This window comes from Pseudoalteromonas sp. SWXJ133, from assembly GCF_015864365.1.
In the GTDB taxonomy this organism is placed as follows: Bacteria; Pseudomonadota; Gammaproteobacteria; order Enterobacterales; family Alteromonadaceae; genus Pseudoalteromonas; species Pseudoalteromonas arctica.
This window is the reverse complement of sequence record NZ_JADYXJ010000005.1, coordinates 1-17,717: the sequence shown is the minus strand read 5'-3', so window position 1 is coordinate 17,717 and position 17,717 is coordinate 1. Positions and strand designations below refer to the sequence as shown.

13 protein-coding genes are annotated in these 17,717 nt (G+C 37.0%); 8 read left to right on the top strand and 5 right to left on the bottom strand.

The features are described 5' to 3' along the window. Positions 1-348 precede the first annotated feature (348 nt). Positions 349-1,563, top strand: a complete 1,215-nt coding sequence (locus I6F40_RS05145; RefSeq protein WP_166376675.1) for a replication protein A — start codon at positions 349-351, stop codon at positions 1,561-1,563. 69 nt (positions 1,564-1,632) lie between these two features. Here the strand turns inward: I6F40_RS05145 and I6F40_RS05140 are convergent, their stop codons facing one another. Next, complete coding sequence (locus I6F40_RS05140; RefSeq protein WP_166376674.1) at positions 1,633-2,508, bottom strand: DNA replication terminus site-binding protein; 876 nt, start codon at positions 2,506-2,508, stop codon at positions 1,633-1,635. A 994-nt stretch (positions 2,509-3,502) separates the two neighbouring features. On the opposite strand from I6F40_RS05140, the gene I6F40_RS05135 reads away from it, so the two are divergent. Then, a complete protein-coding gene (locus tag I6F40_RS05135) occupies positions 3,503-4,852 on the top strand; it encodes a class II 3-deoxy-7-phosphoheptulonate synthase (RefSeq protein WP_008167282.1) in 1,350 nt (449 codons plus the stop codon). A 59-nt stretch (positions 4,853-4,911) separates the two neighbouring features. Here the strand turns inward: I6F40_RS05135 and ppsR are convergent, their stop codons facing one another. Then, positions 4,912-5,721, bottom strand: a complete 810-nt coding sequence (ppsR, locus tag I6F40_RS05130; RefSeq protein ID WP_007583184.1) for a posphoenolpyruvate synthetase regulatory kinase/phosphorylase PpsR — start codon at positions 5,719-5,721, stop codon at positions 4,912-4,914. A 157-nt stretch (positions 5,722-5,878) separates the two neighbouring features. Between ppsR and ppsA the strand changes: the two genes are divergently transcribed. Together ppsA and ydiJ are read left to right on the top strand one after the other, a co-directional pair. After that, positions 5,879-8,254 (top strand): phosphoenolpyruvate synthase, encoded by a 2,376-nt coding sequence (gene ppsA / locus I6F40_RS05125; RefSeq protein ID WP_166376673.1) that lies wholly within the window; start codon positions 5,879-5,881, stop codon positions 8,252-8,254. A gap of 704 nt (positions 8,255-8,958) precedes the next feature. Beyond that, positions 8,959-12,006, top strand: coding sequence for a D-2-hydroxyglutarate dehydrogenase YdiJ (gene ydiJ, locus I6F40_RS05120; RefSeq protein WP_166376672.1), 3,048 nt, complete (start codon positions 8,959-8,961; stop codon positions 12,004-12,006). 185 nt (positions 12,007-12,191) lie between these two features. On the opposite strand, the gene I6F40_RS05115 is transcribed toward ydiJ, so the two are convergent. After that, positions 12,192-13,385, bottom strand: a complete 1,194-nt coding sequence (locus I6F40_RS05115; protein WP_197159918.1) for a cation:proton antiporter — start codon at positions 13,383-13,385, stop codon at positions 12,192-12,194. Then, positions 13,385-14,596 (bottom strand): tyrosine-type recombinase/integrase, encoded by a 1,212-nt coding sequence (locus tag I6F40_RS05110; protein WP_007583195.1) that lies wholly within the window; start codon positions 14,594-14,596, stop codon positions 13,385-13,387. Before I6F40_RS05110 ends, I6F40_RS05115 begins: the two co-directional genes overlap by 1 nt. Positions 14,597-14,745: 149 nt before the next feature. On the opposite strand from I6F40_RS05110, the gene I6F40_RS05105 reads away from it, so the two are divergent. Next, the gene (locus I6F40_RS05105; RefSeq protein ID WP_166376670.1) at positions 14,746-15,309 is read left to right on the top strand and encodes a YSC84-related protein; all 564 of its coding nucleotides are present in this window, start codon (positions 14,746-14,748) and stop codon (positions 15,307-15,309) included. A 101-nt stretch (positions 15,310-15,410) separates the two neighbouring features. Here the strand turns inward: I6F40_RS05105 and I6F40_RS05100 are convergent, their stop codons facing one another. Further along, the gene (locus I6F40_RS05100) at positions 15,411-15,749 is read right to left on the bottom strand and encodes a DUF3693 domain-containing protein (protein ID WP_197192583.1); all 339 of its coding nucleotides are present in this window, start codon (positions 15,747-15,749) and stop codon (positions 15,411-15,413) included. Positions 15,750-15,879: 130 nt separating this feature from the next. Here I6F40_RS05100 and I6F40_RS05095 point away from each other — a divergent pair, with 130 nt between their 5' ends. From I6F40_RS05095 to I6F40_RS05085, 3 genes are read left to right on the top strand one after another with little or no spacing between them, the layout of a single operon-like run. Then, positions 15,880-16,095, top strand: coding sequence for a hypothetical protein (locus I6F40_RS05095; protein ID WP_033023739.1), 216 nt, complete (start codon positions 15,880-15,882; stop codon positions 16,093-16,095). Further along, positions 16,079-17,473 carry a replication initiation factor domain-containing protein gene (locus tag I6F40_RS05090; RefSeq protein WP_197192582.1) on the top strand — a complete coding sequence of 465 codons (1,395 nt, stop codon included), beginning with the start codon at positions 16,079-16,081 and terminating at the stop codon, positions 17,471-17,473. Before I6F40_RS05095 ends, I6F40_RS05090 begins: the two co-directional genes overlap by 17 nt. Then, positions 17,470-17,601, top strand: a complete 132-nt coding sequence (locus I6F40_RS05085) for a hypothetical protein (RefSeq protein WP_197192581.1) — start codon at positions 17,470-17,472, stop codon at positions 17,599-17,601. Before I6F40_RS05090 ends, I6F40_RS05085 begins: the two co-directional genes overlap by 4 nt. The last annotated feature ends 116 nt before the right edge of the window (positions 17,602-17,717 follow it).

The following is a 17,717-nucleotide window of genomic DNA, read 5'->3' as shown; positions in this document are numbered from 1 at the left end:
TTTAATTAGTATAGATCTGATCTGTACTTGGTACAGATCAGATCTATTCTAACTCGGTAAGGCTTTATCCACAGGGGAATATATTTTTTGGTGTATTTGTCGTGCTTAATTTTAAAATTAAGCCATTGTAATGGACAAAATAACAGCTGAGTTAGTAAAAATTAGATTTGTGATAGTCCAGTTAGTATAAATATGATCTGAAATCGTAAGTAATGTACATCACTTAGTATAATAGTGATCCAAACGTTTTATTTAAAGTCAGATCACTTTTATACTAACTTAAACATTTAACTTTTGTTGCTTAATGTGTTGTTATTAGCTGTCGCAATAAAAATGGAAATAAGAACAATGAGCCGAAAGGTCAACATCTCGGTAGATAACTTGCCCGATACACTTAGGGGCCAAATCCACGGGGTGGAAAGTGCAATAGATAACGAAAGTTTAGCACTATTTACAGACAACAAAGACGTGCGAATTTCTATTGAAAATGCAGCACATGGATTACGTGCATATTCAAACACGTTTAATCACTATGATTTGTGGGGACGCTTTGTTCGCTCGGGCTATAAAAAATTGCCACTTGAAGAAGCGCCTAAAAAAACAATTATTACGCGTAAAATATCTGAAAAAGTAGATGGTATTTTGTACGATGGCGAAATAAAAATAACGCCAGCTGTTGTAAGTACACGCAAAGATGGCGAAGATGTTGAATACCTTGTTTGGCCATCAGATAGAGAAGAAAAAGTAGAGCGAGCACTTATTCGTTTAGCTTCTAAAGGCAAAATAGTTAAAATTAATTTTAAATCCGGTATTCAATATGCGGTTGTTTTTTCTATGAACGAATTAGCACAAGAACTCAAAGCGGTAGGGCAGTCAATGCCATATCCTGCAATAAAAGAGTCACTTGAAGCATTGCAAGGTTCTAAACTTTCATTTAAATATTCGGCAACAGATACTAAAAATTCTGATATAGATGATTCGTTTTACGAGTCAAACATGAACTTTTTATCGTCACTCCATTTTAGTGGCAAAAAAGGTCAGGGTGGCAATGTAAAATGTGTCGCCTGTTTAAATGCATTTGTTCATAACATGATTGATAACCTTGAATACAAAGGGTATTACTTTAATAGCGCTCAAGAATTAAAACGTGGATTATCGCGTTGGATGATGCTTCGTTTGTATCACCTTTGGCGTTATGCAGCACCAGGTAAAACGTACCATTTTAGATTACTCTCTATTATGGAAAAATACGGATCTATTTATTCAACTGATGATATTACCGAAAATAAATTAAAAGCACTTCGTCGTGATATGACCACCACAATGAAAGATTTGATTGAAAAAGGTGCAATATCAGAATACAGCATTACAAACGTTAAAGATGAAAAAACCGGTAACATTATCGATTACACATACGAAATGCACCCGTCTGATCAGTTTTGCGATGAAATTCTTACATTGAACAAACACAATAAACGCATTGAAATCCAAGGCGGTAAACGCATTGTTGAAAATGCCGTGCTGATTGATGAAGATAAAATTGAAGAAATAGTAGAAAAATAATAACCGTTATTTTAAATACTGTACGCATAACTAAAAAGGCCACATAGTGTGGCCTTTTTAACATAATGACTAACGCTCAACCTGTTCTAAATATAACCTATCAACCAAAAAATCATACTCGCGCTTACGAGGGTGAGTTTCAGGTTTTTGATAATCAGGTAATATACCTAATTTTACGTCTGGTTCTGGATTAATCAGAATAAAGGGTAATGCAGCACTCACATGATAGCGATTTTGCGCCGTATATCTCACATTTACCTGTGGACTCACACGAGTAGGGCGGCGAATTCTAAGTTTTTCCTTTTCGCCTAAACTAGCAACCCTTAATTGTTCTTGAGCTACAAGTGATTGCCATTTTTGTTGATCTATCATTCTTGGATTTCGATAACTGGCCGATTTGTCGAGCATTTCGAGAGCCATTTTTTTAGTCAGCGTTTTAGTTGCGTGTTTGTGCATCCAAGTAAACCTAACCGAAAATGGCGATTCGCTTTCACTATGAATTTTACGATATGCGGCAAGCGTTATTAAATTTGGTATAGCATTGTGAACTGCTTCAAATCGAGCATCGTTGCTATCAATAGCTAAAATACATTCTTTAAACGTAGCTTTAGCTTTATTTACTTGAGCTATACGATTATTTAAAGCTTGTTTATCTGCATTTTTAATAACGAGCAAACCAGGGTGCCTTTTTAAAACACGACTGCTTAATCCTGATTTTTTATACATGTCTGAAAAAGAGTTTAGGATTGCTTTTTGAGCAGGTACTCCAGTGATTTTAGAAACAAGTATAGATTCTGGAACTTTACTCTCATCGAAACTCCTTACATCTGGTAATTGATAATATTCCGCTTTGGAGAATTCACACTCTTTTAGTTCTTCAATCAATCTCAAAGTTAATTCGTTCATTAAATCAAACTGACTTCTAATTTGTACCTTCGTTACCATTACACACCTCAAAGAACACATCTTACTAGCCTTATATTATTACATGCACTTTGCTTTGTCTAAATTAATAATTAACAGTACTCGGTGCTCACTCTTACATTATAATTAAATTAAGTATGATGTGTTCTTTATGGTGAGAATATATATACTAAGAAAGATTGAAACTCCTTACTAATTCATATGACATTGGAGTATTTACTTTGTCGTATATAAAAAGGCTAATACGCCAAGTACTAGATTATCTACGTAGTAGGTGATAAAACTAAGTTTAGAAAAATGAGTTAAGCGGAGTTATATAATTTTCATATATTTATCTAACAGTCTTAGTATTTATAATTATTGACTCATATTACACCGTGTTGGCAGTACGGTGATCAGGCTAAAGGTTACAATGACTACAAATGCTTTTTGATATCAGTTTCTCTTTAAGGATACTTCAAGCAGTAGGGGCTTTAATCATGATGAATTGTAAATTAGCACTATCACTTTGAAGAGAAAACTTAATGGCCTACCACACCTTTAAGTTGTGGCACTTGTGAATATAGTCCTGCATACGAGTGCTATACAAGACTATGCGTCTAGGATTTAAAGCGCAGATAAATGATCACCACAAACGGTCATATCATACATTAAGCTCTGCACATAGCACTTGATAGCTTTTAATTAATTGCCCGCGTAAAGTTAAGATTACAGAAGCAGCTATTTAAGTATGATGTGTTCCTATCTAAATTACGTATAACATACCCTTATGTACTATTTATTCTCAATGCGTTAAAATTGTAAATAGTTAGCTCTAAACTCATGTATTTAAACACTTTAGTTTCTTCGAAATAAAACTAAAGTGTATGTTATATAACCACCTAGGTTAAGTAAGATTACTATTATACTTAACTCATAACTAAATAATTGGAAAATAGTGAATTTAGTCCTTGAACATAGGGGCCTGCATACGTTAATTTCTTCTTATCAGGTAATGTAGGAATGAGGAAAAATTATGCAATCGTGGAACCCAAATAGCTGGAGAGAGCTGCCAATACTGCAGCAGCCACAGTACCCGGATCAAGAAATACTTAAATCAGTAGAAAGCCAATTAAAAACGGCACCACCTTTAGTTTTTGCTGAAGAAACAAGAAGCCTATTCAAACAACTTGAAGATGTGTGCGAAGGGCGTGCTTTTTTACTTCAAGGTGGTGACTGTGCAGAATCATTTAGCGATTTTAATGCCGCTAACATTCGCGATACATTCAAAACAATCTTACAGATGGCTGTTGTATTAACTTACGGCGGTAAATGCCCTGTAGTTAAAATAGCGCGCATGGCTGGTCAATACGCTAAACCTCGTTCAGCAGACTTAGAAACAATTAATGGCGTGTCTTTACCATCTTACCGTGGCGACATTATTAATAATATCGAGTTTACAGAAGAAGCACGTATACCCGATCCACAACGCTTAATGACTGCATACCATCATAGTGCCGCTACGTTAAACTTATTACGTGCTTTTGCACAAGGTGGTCTTGCCGATCTTCACCAGGTAAACCGTTGGAACATGGGCTTTGTTGCTGCAAATCCACTTAAAGAAAAATACCAACAGCTTGCTGATAAAATTCAAGACGCACTAGAGTTTATGGAAGTGTGCGGAATTAACTCTACAATTGCGCCAAGCTTAAAAGAAACCGATTTATACACTTCTCACGAAGCGTTACTACTTGGTTACGAAGAGGCGCTTACTCGTCGCGACCACTTATCTGGTGATTGGTACGATTGTTCTGCTCACTTTGTTTGGATTGGTGAACGTACTCGTCAACTAGATCATGCACATATTGAGTTTTTCAAAGGCATTAAAAACCCAATTGGTGTTAAAGTTGGCCCAGGTATGGACCCAGATGACCTAATTCGTTTAATTGATGCATTAAACCCAGATAACATTCCTGGTCGTTTAACGCTAATTACGCGTATGGGTGCAGATATACTTCCTGAAAAACTTCCAGCACTAGTAAGAAGAGTTCAACAAGAAGGCCGTAAAGTAATTTGGAGCTCAGATCCAATGCACGGTAACACTGAAAAAGCGACATCAGGTTACAAAACACGTAACTTCGACAATATTATGCGCGAGATCAGTCAGTTCTTCGCTGTACACAAAGCTGAAGGTTCATACGCAGGTGGTGTTCACCTAGAAATGACAGGCCAGCACGTTACAGAGTGTACTGGCGGTGCTTACGGTTTATCTGACGATGACCTAGCACAGCGTTACAAAACGCAGTGTGATCCACGCCTTAATGCCGACCAAGTATTAGAGTTAGGCTTTTTAGTAGCTGATTTACTAAAAGACGCACGTAAATAATATTTATTGATACAAAAAAACCGCTTAGTTGCGGTTTTTTTATTTCTTTGATGAGTAAGTTAGTACTTACGTCGCTCCAAGTCTGTTTCTATCAATATTTTTGCAGATATTTCTTCAACAGAATGATGCGTAGAATTAAAGTAAGCAATTTTATGACGCTTATACAACATTTCCACTTCGCGAACCTCAATACGACACTGTTTAATTGAAGCATACTTAGAGTTCGCCATACGTCGATGCCTAATAGCCGCAAGTCTCTCAGGGTCAATCGTAAGTCCAAATAACTTATGTTTATAAGGGACTAAACACTTAGGCAAACCTTCATTGTCTAAATCTTCTTCTGTAATAGGGTAGTTAGCCGCTTTAATGCCGTACTGCAGTGCTAAGTATAAGCTTGTGGGTGTTTTACCACTTCTACTAACACCAATTAAAATGATGTCTGCTTCAGAAAAGTTTTTAATATTTCCGCCATCATCATTCATAAGAGCATAATTAACGGCATCAATTCTAAAATCATAACTTTTTTCGTGGATGGAATGCGTACGATGCATTTTAGGAACTGGGGCTACATTGAGTTCTTTTTCTATTTTTTCGCTATATGTAGTTAAAAAGTCATACGTGACTGCATCAGCCGATTTTATAATTTCACTTAAATTGTGGTTAACAAAAGTAAAAAAAACAAATGGCTTTTCGCCTGTTTTTGCAGCGGTTGCATTAATTAATGCTTTAATTTCGTGCGCTTTTTCTTCAGTTTCTACAAATGGAATTGTTTTATGATTAAAATCGATAGGAAACAACGACAAAGTCGCATGCCCAAACACCTCTGAAGTAATAGCGGTTCCATCTGATATATAAAAAGCAGTTCTCATAATTAACCTTTTTATTGCGTTTAAATCCCTAAAATGGGTTTCTCACGGTTTACGTGAGGACTATTGCCAGTGTAGAATGATGATGACCTTTATAAAAGGTTTTCTTTCTTAACTCTCACAGTTAGACCTACAATTTGTTTTTTTTGGAGAAAGATCCGTGCAAGAATACGTTCTCTGGTATCAAGAGCTTGGTATGCAAGATGTTCCTCGAGTTGGCGGTAAAAACGCTTCACTTGGCGAAATGATTTCAAACCTAGCAAACGCTGGTGTACAAGTACCGGGTGGTTTCGCAACTACCGCAGATGCTTTTAATGAGTTTTTAGATCAATCAGGACTCACAGCAAAAATTCACAACATCCTAGATACACTTGATGTTGATGATGTAAATACACTCGCTAAAGTCGGTGCCGACATCCGCCAATGGATAATCGACACACCATTCCAACCAAACCTAGATCAAGCCATTCGCGACGCATATAGCCAACTCCATGGCGATACTGAAGCAGATGTATCATTCGCAGTACGTTCATCAGCTACCGCTGAAGATATGCCAGATGCATCATTCGCAGGCCAGCAAGAAACTTTCCTTAACGTTGTTGGTATCGATTCAGTCATGGTCGCTATTAAACACGTATTTGCTTCATTATTTAACGACCGTGCAATCTCATATCGAGTTCACCAAGGTTACGATCACCGTGGTGTGGCCCTATCAGCGGGTATTCAGCGCATGGTACGTTCAGATAAATCAGCATCTGGCGTAATGTTTAGCATTGATACAGAGTCTGGTTTTGAAGACGTTGTATTTATTACATCAAGCTACGGCTTAGGTGAAATGGTTGTACAGGGCGCAGTTAACCCTGATGAGTTTTATGTTCATAAACCAACACTCCTTAAAAATAAACCTTCAGTAGTACGTCGTAACATTGGTTCTAAAGCCATTCAAATGATTTACTCAGAAGATAAAGCGCACGGTAAGCAAGTTGACATCGTTGATGTTGCCCCTGAGCTTTCAAATAAGTTTTCAATTACAGATGAAGAAGTGCAAGAACTTGCCAAGCAAGCTGTAATCATCGAAAAACATTACGGTCGTCCTATGGACATCGAATGGGCAAAAGACGGTAACGACGGCAAACTATATATAGTTCAAGCACGTCCAGAAACTGTTCGCTCAAACGAAGACTCTAACGTAATGGAACGCTTTCAATTAAACGGCACAAGCAACGTTGTTGTTGAAGGCCGTGCAATTGGTCATAAAATTGGTAGCGGTGTTGTTCGTGTTCTTGATTCAATCAAAGAAATGGATCAGGTACAAGTAGGCGACATTTTAGTAACCGATATGACCGACCCTGATTGGGAACCAATCATGAAACGTGCTGCAGCGATTGTTACAAATCGTGGTGGACGTACGTGTCACGCGGCAATCATTGCACGCGAACTTGGTATACCGGCTGTTGTAGGGTGTGGTAACGCAACTGATTTAATTAAAGCGGGACAAGAAGTCACTGTATCGTGCGCCGAAGGCGATACTGGCTTTATTTACGAAGGTATTTTAGACTTTGAAATACTAACGTCACGCGTTGATAAAATGCCTGAACTACCAATGAAAGTTATGATGAACGTGGGTAACCCCGATCGTGCATTTGACTTTGCACGCTTACCGCATGCAGGTGTTGGCCTTGCGCGAGTTGAATTTATTATCAACCGTATGATTGGCGTTCATCCTAAAGCATTATTAAATTTTGATGCTCAAACAGATGCATTAAAAGCAGAAATTACTGACATGATTGCCGGTTACGAATCACCAGTAGAATTTTACATAACAAAACTGGTTGAAGGTATTTCTACTCTAGGGTGTGCATTTGCACCAGAGCGTGTAATTGTTCGTATGTCTGATTTTAAATCAAACGAATACGCAAACCTAGTTGGTGGCCAGCAATACGAGCCAGAAGAAGAAAACCCAATGATTGGTTTTCGTGGTGCCGCACGTTATATCTCTGAAGATTTCCGCGATTGTTTTGCACTAGAATGTGAAGCTATAAAACGCGTAAGAAACGACATGGATATGGCTAATATCGAAATCATGATCCCATTCGTACGTACCCTTGAAGAAGGTAAACGCGTAATTGAATTACTAGAAGAGCATGGCCTTAAACGCGGCGATAATGGTCTTAAAGTAATCATGATGTGTGAGCTACCTTCAAATGCATTACTTGCAGATGAATTTTTAGAAATGTTTGATGGTTTTTCTATCGGCTCTAACGATTTAACACAGTTAACGCTTGGTCTTGACCGTGATTCTGGTTTAATCGCACATTTATTTGATGAGCGTGACCCTGCAATTAAAAAGCTACTTTCTATGGCAATTAAAACAGCTAAAGCAAAAGGAAAGTACGTAGGTATTTGTGGCCAAGGTCCTTCAGATCACGAAGACTTTGCAGCATGGTTAGTAGAGCAGGGTATTGACTCTGTTTCACTAAATCCAGATACAGTAATAGAAACATGGTTATACCTAGCTAAAAAATTAGCAAAGTGATAAATATGTAGGCTATAAAAATGCCAGCAATGTATTGCTGGCATTTTTTTATGCTCAATTAAAAGTAAATTAACGGGCTAATTTTTTATCTAAATAAACACATGATTTAGTTAACGTCTTTTGACAAAGTGATAAATAATGTCGTGCTTTAGGGTAGTAAAACGAAAAGCATAATAAACCCGCCATAAAAAATATAAGTGAAGGCTAAGGGCGTGTTGATCTTTGTGGATTGAAATTTGTTCAATCTAGGGGCTATTAAATCGCGGCGCGAGGTTTGTAACCTAGTGGGCTAAGTAAAAATAGAGCAACAAAGAGTTAATCGTCCCTAGAAAGAACCCATTGGGCAGCGCATGTTTGGTATTTATGCTGCGTTATAACCTATTTATGGGGAGTAACCACACTACATAGGCTCTGCCTTGCCTAAAAACCAAACATACTGCTGCAAATTCAACAACCAAAGGTCAACAACCAAAGGTCAACACGCCCTAGCTACAACCGCAAAAAATAATCCTAGCAAAATAAATAACACGCCACTGATCTGTAATAGCAATTTTTTCATATAATACGCCTCGCAAATGGTTAACTTGAGTATAATTTAAGCTGGATTAAAATCGATTAAAAGAGTGTTACAAACTGTAAAATCTTCAATTTCTATTCGCCATCACCATGATATAATTAGTCAAATGCCCTAAAATATCGCCGTCATGATAGCAACAATTACACAGCAAGATGCCGCGACAGAACTTGTCGCAAACTACCTAAATACCATTGCAAACCAAGGCTTTACCGGAGATACCGACGCAAGTTATGCAACGCGTATTACCGCTTCAACCGATAACAGTGTGTATCAGCAAATACCGCAAGGTGTTATTTTTCCAAAAAGTGAAAAAGATATTCAGCTCGCATTGCAAACAGCATCTCGCGACCCGTTTTTATCATTAACTTTTGGTCCTCGTGGCGGTGGAACAGGCACTAACGGACAATCGTTAACACCTGGTATTGTTGTAGATTTGTCTCGCTATATGCGCGAAATCCTCGAAATAAATGTAGAAGAAGGCTGGGTACGCGTTCAAACCGGCGTAATAAAAGATCAACTTAATGACTTTTTAAAACCTTATGGCTTTTTCTTCTCACCCGATTTATCTACCAGTAACAGGGCAACTATTGGTGGCATGATAAGTACTGACGCATCGGGGCAAGGCTCGTTAGTTTACGGTAAAACGAGCGATCATGTTTTAGGGCTAACAACTTATTTAGTTGATGGCACACCTATGTGCACCTCCCCAATAGACATCGACAAAGCACAAATTATAGCGAATCAAGACTCACTAATTGGTAGTTTATATAAAACAGTTTTAGATATATCAGTTAATGAACGCGCTGCTATTTTAGCTAAGTTTCCACGGTTAAATCGTTTTTTAACCGGCTACGACCTAGAGCATGTACTAAGTGATGACTTACTTACCTTTGACATGAGCCGACTAATAACGGGTTCAGAAGGCTCATTAGGTATAGTAACTGAAGCAAAATTAAACCTAACGCCTATTGCCGAATTCAAAACGCTTATTAATATTAAGTATGATAGTTTTGACTCAGCACTTCGTCATTCACCATTTTTAGTCGATGCACGTGCAACATCGGTAGAAACCGTTGATAGCAAAGTTTTAAACTTAGCGCGTGAAGATATCATTTGGAATTTAGTATCGGACTTAATAACCGATGTACCAAATAAAGATATGCAAGGCCTTAACATGGTCGAGTTTAATGCAGTATCAAACGATGATATAAAAGACAAAGTAGACACGCTTTGTAAGCTTCTAGATGAATGCGTAAAAAATCAAACTAATGGCGTTATTGGTTATCAGTTAACCAGTGATAAAAGCGATATACTAAAAATTTACGCAATGCGTAAAAAGTCAGTGGGTTTATTAGGTAATGTAAAAGGCAGCCAAAAACCTCTCGCCTTTGCAGAAGACACCGCTGTACCGCCTGAAAATTTAGCAGATTATATTGTCGAATTTAGAGCATTACTCGACAGTCATAATTTACAGTATGGTATGTTTGGCCATGTTGATGCGGGCGTTTTACACGTACGCCCAGCACTTGATATGTGTGACCCAGAACAAGAAAAACTACTTAGAACTATTTCAGATCAGGTCGTAAAACTAACCGCTAAGTACGGCGGTTTAATGTGGGGCGAGCACGGTAAAGGTTACCGTAGTGAATATAGCCCTGAGTTTTTTGGTGAGCATTTATATACGCAACTTCGAAAAATAAAAACAGCTTTCGATCCTAACAATCGCATTAACCCCGGTAAAATATGTACTCCTATCGATAGTGAAGACTCACTAGTTAGTGTAGATGGACAAAAGAGATCGCACTTCGATAAGCAAATATCAATAGACGTTAAAACTAGTTTTAACAACGCAATGACCTGTAATGGTAATGGTATATGTTTTAATTACGATGAAAATTCACCCATGTGCCCATCGTATAAAGTGACCGGCGATCGCCGTAATTCACCAAAAGGGCGTGCAAGTTTAATGCGCGAATGGCTGCGCCTTCAAGAGTCAAAAGATGTTGATTTACTCGAAGTAGAAAAGCAACTTAACAAAGGTGAAGTCATTACCTGGTGGGAACGTTTTGTTCATAGCCGCGAAAAACGAAAAGGTATTTACGACTTTTCTCACGAAGTAAAAGCGTCAATGGATGAATGTTTAGCATGTAAGGCATGTACAACAGCATGTCCAATTAAAGTAGATGTACCCACTTTTCGTTCGCGCTTTTTAAATTATTATCATAGTTATTATGCACGCCCGCTAAAAGATTACCTTGTTGGTAACATAGAAAACAGCGCGCCATTAATGGCAAAGTTCGCTAAAGTCATAAATCCAATTGTTAAAACATCATTAGTCAGTAATGTTATTAAAAAAACGGTTGGCTATGTTGATACACCACAGTTAAGTATTCCTGCACTTTCAAAGCGTGTTACTAAAACACAAAAATTCGATTTTGATTTACTAAATAAATTAAATGCAGAGCAACAAAGTGAATATGTATTAATAGTACAAGACCCATTTACGAGCTTTTACGAAGCGGAATTAGTAGAAAGTTTTATTACTTTAATAACCCAACTTGGCAAAAAACCAATGCTATTACCTTTTAAACCAAATGGTAAACCGCAACACGTAAAAGGTTTTTTACATGAATTTAAAGTTACAGCTAAAAATGCAGCCGAGTTTTTAAATAAATTAAATGATATTAATGCACCGTTAGTCGGTTTAGACGCGTCACTCGTTATGTGTTACCGCGATGAATATAATACAATTTTAGAAAATAACCGTGGTGAATTTAATGTGCAACTTGCCCATGAATGGCTCGAAACACAATCGTTTAAATCACTAAGCGCAAAACAAAATACAGATACCGAATTTACATTACTGAGTCATTGTACTGAAACAACTGCGCTGCCAAAAGCAGCAAATGTATGGCAAACAATTTTCAATGATATTGGTTTAACATTAAAAACAACAAATACAGGTTGTTGTGGAATGGCGGGAACTTATGGCCACGAAGCACAAAATCAAGATAACTCACGTGCGCTTTACGAAATGAGCTGGAAACCAATTGTAGATAAAAATAAACCTGAGCAACTTTTATCTACGGGATTTTCTTGTCGTAGCCAAGTTAAACGTTTTGAACAATTTAAACCAAAACACCCAATTGAATTACTAGCACAGGTTCTTAAATAACTTTATAAAATAAGAGTGCTTAAATAAGAACACTTATATAAGAGTACTTAAATAGTTTTATCTAAATAACTATTTAGTAAATTATTTATAAAATACAAAAAGGCGCAACGATTAACTTCATCAGTGATGAAAATAACCGTTACGCCTTTTTTAATACGTATTCTTAATTTATCTAGTTTAAATAATTATTTTTTAACAAAACTATCGGCAATAGGTCTAGTGCTAATACCATGTATAAATACACTAAACAAAATAGTCGTCATTGCTATTGTCGCTATTTGATATTTGTTTTCTATTTGCGTATCTATCACCATCAATGTAAAAACAATTGATGCTAACCCTCTTGGTCCAAACCACGCAAATGTAAAACGCTCTTTGATACTCAGTGCCGTAAACTGCAGAGACAGCATAACTGGAATTATTCTAATCAATGTTGTACTTAACAAAGCGTAAATTATAATTTCAGTATTTAATTTAGGAATAACTAAGTAAGCACAAACAAACCCGAACAAGCACCAAATCATTAACGATGTGAAATCTGCGATATGCTCTGAGTCTTCAATTAATTCTGTTCTAACTTCTTCGGTCGAAAATTTATCAAATAATAAGCCTGCAATAAACACCGCAATAAATCCACTGCCATGAAAATACTGAGTGACAGAAAACACAGCCATAGCAAAACCGAGTAATAAAAACGGACTGGTATTTTGTGCAAAGTAATGACGTTTCATTGCAAAGTTTAAACTCGGTATAAAAACAGCAATACTTGTAATAGCTATTAATAAAGCCAAGCCAAGCTCTCGTCCAAACACACTTAATGTTTGTGTTGCGGTAATAGCTGAATCAGGATTTTTAGCGAGTAATATAAATATTAAAAATATGGGTACGCATAATCCATCGTTCAAACCACTTTCAGTATTTATTCCTTCGCGTATTTTTTCAGGCACTTGTGTACTTGCTAGTAACCCTTTACTTAATGCCGCATCGGTAGGTGTTAAAATAATAGCGAGCAACGCTGCTTGAATAAGTGAAAGCTCAGCAAAGAAAAATAAAGCAACAGCAATACCAAGTAACAAAGTTAAGGGTAGGGCAACAAACAACAGTAAACTAGGATACTGAAAACTATGCCTTAATACACTCAACTTTGATTTAGCTGCATCAGAAAATAAAAAAATACTTAGCGTAAGCTCTATAAATGGTAATAAAAGATCAACGCCTTCTTTTATTTTATGCCCTTCGTTGGGTAGCACTAAAGCTAAACATATTCCGCCAACAACAAAAAACATTGGGCCTGTTACTTCTGTTTTTTCTAACTGGCGAAGTGTTAAAGAATAAATTAAAAATAATCCGCCTATAAATGCTATTACTAAATACTCCATTAAATTTTCCTTTTAAGTCCTGACTTTGCTCGCTCTTTAATATTTGTTTGAATATAAATTTGATCGGTAGTCGCAATTTTAGAATGACCTAAATCTTCTGATAAATGTTTAAGCGGTCTGGTTTGCGCATCATGTGTGGCACCAGTATGACGAAGCCAATGTGCAGTTGCAGCGCCAAGTTGTTCAGCATCATCTTTAAAACCATCATCAAGTAATGATTGCTGTGCATAATCAAAACTTTGTTGAACTAAACGCCTAATTTGCCTTACGGTCATACCACCTTGCCCGCGAATTTTATGAACCAAGGGATCTGATTCATCAACACGGGGAAGGGCAGGTAAACCTCTGTATAGTCTATAACGTTTTAAATATTCAACAAAATCATCGCTTAAGGTTACATCTCGTAATTTATTACCTTTGCCCATTATACGTAAAAACCAAAAGCCATCATTATCTTGCCAAAAATGGGACATCACCGGCGACCATTGTGGGCGCTCAGATAATTCTGAGATTCGTAGATAAAGACCTTTTAAACATGCAAGCGTAAATAAGTTTCGCTCTAAATCAGGGTTATGTTCGCATAAATCACGCGTTACACCAAAAACGTATTCCCATTGAATATCGCTTAATGTGTCTGGAATTTGAATTTGTGATTGAACAACTAAGTACGGACTATTTTTTTTAACAACAGGGACAAAGTTAGCAAATGTTTTTTCTTCTAGTAAGGCAAACTTATAAAACACATTTAATGCTGTAAACATAGACGATAAAGTTTGCTGACTAGCAATGGATTCTTTAAGCATAAAAGGGCGCCAGTTTTGGTTTAATCGACGAATTCCTTGTTCATCTTTATAACGCCATTGCACTGAAGTTGCAGCCCATGCTTTATCGGGTTCGACCATAAAATCAACGTAAGCTTCAATATCTTCACGTTTTAAATCGAATACTGATTTTTCTGCTATTAACCATGACCATAAATAAAAGCGTTCAAGCTCATTTCGAAAACGACTATAAGTCGCTTCTGACTTTCGGCCATAAACATATAAAAACTGATACAAGAATGTCAGATCGGCTTTTGATTCAGTTACAGTCAAGCCAATTTCCTGTATAAAGGATGCAAGTTCTGGGTATTCTGAATTGAGAGTACCGTCATCTAGATGGGCAATTTGATATCTTAATTGTTTTAACGTATCAACCAAAGCAACAAGCATAATGTATAAATATTCAATTAAATAATAGACTTACAGAATAACGTTAAAGTCCGATACTGTCTAGTATTGGACATAGCAAAGTTCTAATTATTTTAATATCGTGATTATTCTATGGTTGTTGGTTGCTATATCTTATTAAGGAAAACATTATGAAAAAACTAATTATACTAAGTGTACTTGCTTTCACTGTTGCGTTAACTGGGTGTGCTACTACAGGTAGTGCATCGCCAAGCGAAAAACGTTCACTTGTACAAAGTATGAAAGCAAACACATTAGATAAATTATACGCTGAAAAACCTGATGTTAAAAAACAAATTGCTAACTCTGCTGGTTATGCTGTATTCGATAACGCAAATGTAAATGTAGTGCTTGCTAGCTTTGGCGGTGGTTACGGTGTTGTTAGAAATAATCTCACAGGTAAATCGACTTACATGAATATGGGCGAAGCCGGTTTAGGACTTGGTTTAGGCGTTAAAGATTTTAACGTTGTAATGGTTTTTCATAACCAAGCTGCACTAAATAGATTTATTGAACATGGTTGGGCATTTGGCGGAAACGCTGATGCAGCAGCAAAATATGAAGATAAAGGCGGTGCACTAGTTGCCGAAGCGATTGCAGATCAAGTTACTGTATATTCTGTAACCGAAAATGGCCTTGCACTACAAGCTGTATTAAAGGGAACTAAGTTTTGGGTTGATTCAGAGCTTAATTAACCACCAAATTACTCTCCTAAAAGCGAGCTGGTTTGTATAATCACGCTCGCTTTATTAAAACCCAACCAATTTAACATAACGTAATTTATGGGCTATCGCTGTTACGCAAATGCGTCCTCTGTTGGGCCATTTGCTAAACCTGCAACTAGTGTTAGCGCTACACATGCTGCACTAATCTTTTTTACAATATCTGACCAGATTTTACCTTCTTCTGTACTTTTAGATTTTTCGATAGCAAGATTCAAAAGAGCTTCTTTCTGATCCATTCCTATTGCATTGGCCATAGCTATGCACTGGTTCGCGGTCAAGCTACGCTTACCTTTTTTAATTTGTGACATGTTCCCAGAATTGAATTCCGAAAAATCAGCGATAACTTGTTTATCCTGACTATAACTCATGGAATTTTTATATTTTTCAATTAGTTCGTAACTAAAATTCATAGCAATCTCCTCACTGTGTTAAGTATAACTGTCAAACCTGATAAATAAACATTTGACAACTGTCAAACTCGAACGCTACACTCTCAAAACATTCAAGGTTGACAGTTTGTCAGTATACAGGGATTAACAATTGAAATTCTATCTTCAATACATTCAAGGCATAGAAGAATACGCATTAGGTTTCAATAAAATTGAACACCCGCTTATGTATTCTTCACGTTCAGAAGCAATGGCATTTTGCATTGATTACTGTAACGGTGAAAGCTTCGAAATTATTGATGTAGACGACAATAATTGGCAAGAACTTTTCGATTCTGGGGTGTTCGATTATGACCCAGAACGCTAAAAATCCAGCTCAACAACTCACTAAAATCGATTATTTAACGGTTGTTTTCTCTCCAAATGAAGTTGCTCGTTGTCGTTTTGATGCTAAATTAGCATTCGGAAATGGTGATTTTTCATCCTATAAAGAAGCATATAACGCCATGTTATGTGCTGAAATGTTCGCCAACAATCCAACAGATGACTTCACAAATGATACTAAAACGTCACTTGTTGCAACTGATGATTTAGACGTTGATGTAAGCGAAACAGTACTTTTCAACTCAGATTATTACTATAACGAACTGTTTGATAATAACCTTTCTGGCTCTTCTAAGTACCGTCAATACAACTCAATTCAAGAAATCCCAGAGGAAGATAGAAAGCACTTTCTTAAAAGTGTTGTAAGAAAAACAAAGCGTTACAAAGCACTTACATCTTTAATTGAAGGTGATATTTCTAAATTTATGCACCTATTAAATACAGAAGTTGCTACCGCTGCCGACCGTTTAACTAGTGACACACTGAGCTGGTCATACCGTGACAATTCCGGTGGCATGTTCACTTACGAGAAGTCAGCAACACTTTATCGTCACGATATTAACTCAGGTGTAATTGCTTGGGGCGCTAATAATGGTGGCGTTATGATTTCATTTTCTGGTACTGGATGTGCTGGTTTAGATATTCCTAAACTGCATACCATGTTGCAAAAAATGCCTAATGTAAAAATCACTCGTTTAGATATTGCTTACGATGATTACGAAGGTAATAGAACTGTTCTTGATTACTTCCAAAATTTAGAAGAAGGCGGCTTTTGTAAAACCAATCAAGCGCCCTCTTTCTCGTTTATTCAAACTGGTGAACTCAAAAAGCTAACCGATTTACAACAAGCCGAGTTTAAGAAAAAACACGGCTGGCAAAAACGCTATGACTGTGTGGCCAATGGCGGCAATACGCTTTACGTAGGGAGTCGTAAAAATGGAAAAATGGCACGTATGTATGAAAAAGGAAAGCAAATGGAAAGTGAATCTCAGCCTAACTGGGTTCGTGCTGAGCTTGAGTTGCGCAGTATTGACCGTGTTATCTCCTTGGATGCACTTCTCAATACCGATGCTGTATTTGCTGCTGCCTATCCCGCTTTTGCTTTTATTACTGCTGAACGTCTTGAAATTAGAACCACAAGCAGACAAAGACAAAACAGCGGCGCTTTAATTGCCGAACGTTTAGAACGTTACTGCGTTCAGTCTTACGGTAAATACTTAAATTTTTTACGTCATGTAAAAGAATTAACAGATATAGAAATAATTAATCGACTAACTAAAGGCCTAAATCCTTGGGATATACCCGACTCTATTAACAAGGCCTGTATTACCCCACCCAACCAAATGGAGTTAACAACATGAAAGTAATTTTATTATCTGCGGCTATGGGTCGTGGTGTTTCTAGTAAATCAGGCGCTGCTAAACCTTATTCGTTTTCTTCTATCTCGTACTTAGTACCAGAGCAAGACTACATTCAAGGCGATCTGTAGTGGTACAGTGATTTTGGCCACCCATTAAGAAAGAAATGTTATGCTAATAAGCATACAAATTTGGGTGAAAAAATGACGAAATTAAAACGCGCAACGTATTCTGCAGCAATAAAATT

Bases quoted from the DNA above. Each gene is read 5' to 3' on its own strand.
- I6F40_RS05140 (WP_166376674.1), bottom strand. From the start codon at position 2,508: ATGGTAACGAAGGTACAAATTAGAAGTCAGTTTGATTTAATGAACGAA.
- I6F40_RS05100 (WP_197192583.1), bottom strand. From the start codon at position 15,749: ATGAATTTTAGTTACGAACTAATTGAAAAATATAAAAATTCCATGAGT.
- I6F40_RS05115 (WP_197159918.1), bottom strand. From the start codon at position 13,385: ATGGAGTATTTAGTAATAGCATTTATAGGCGGATTATTTTTAATTTAT.
- ydiJ (WP_166376672.1), top strand. From the start codon at position 8,959: ATGATAGCAACAATTACACAGCAAGATGCCGCGACAGAACTTGTCGCA.
- I6F40_RS05135 (WP_008167282.1), top strand. From the start codon at position 3,503: ATGCAATCGTGGAACCCAAATAGCTGGAGAGAGCTGCCAATACTGCAG.
- I6F40_RS05090 (WP_197192582.1), top strand. From the start codon at position 16,079: ATGACCCAGAACGCTAAAAATCCAGCTCAACAACTCACTAAAATCGAT.
- I6F40_RS05105 (WP_166376670.1), top strand. From the start codon at position 14,746: ATGAAAAAACTAATTATACTAAGTGTACTTGCTTTCACTGTTGCGTTA.
- I6F40_RS05110 (WP_007583195.1), bottom strand. From the start codon at position 14,596: ATGCTTGTTGCTTTGGTTGATACGTTAAAACAATTAAGATATCAAATT.
- I6F40_RS05145 (WP_166376675.1), top strand. From the start codon at position 349: ATGAGCCGAAAGGTCAACATCTCGGTAGATAACTTGCCCGATACACTT.
- ppsR (WP_007583184.1), bottom strand. From the start codon at position 5,721: ATGAGAACTGCTTTTTATATATCAGATGGAACCGCTATTACTTCAGAG.
- I6F40_RS05085 (WP_197192581.1), top strand. From the start codon at position 17,470: ATGAAAGTAATTTTATTATCTGCGGCTATGGGTCGTGGTGTTTCTAGT.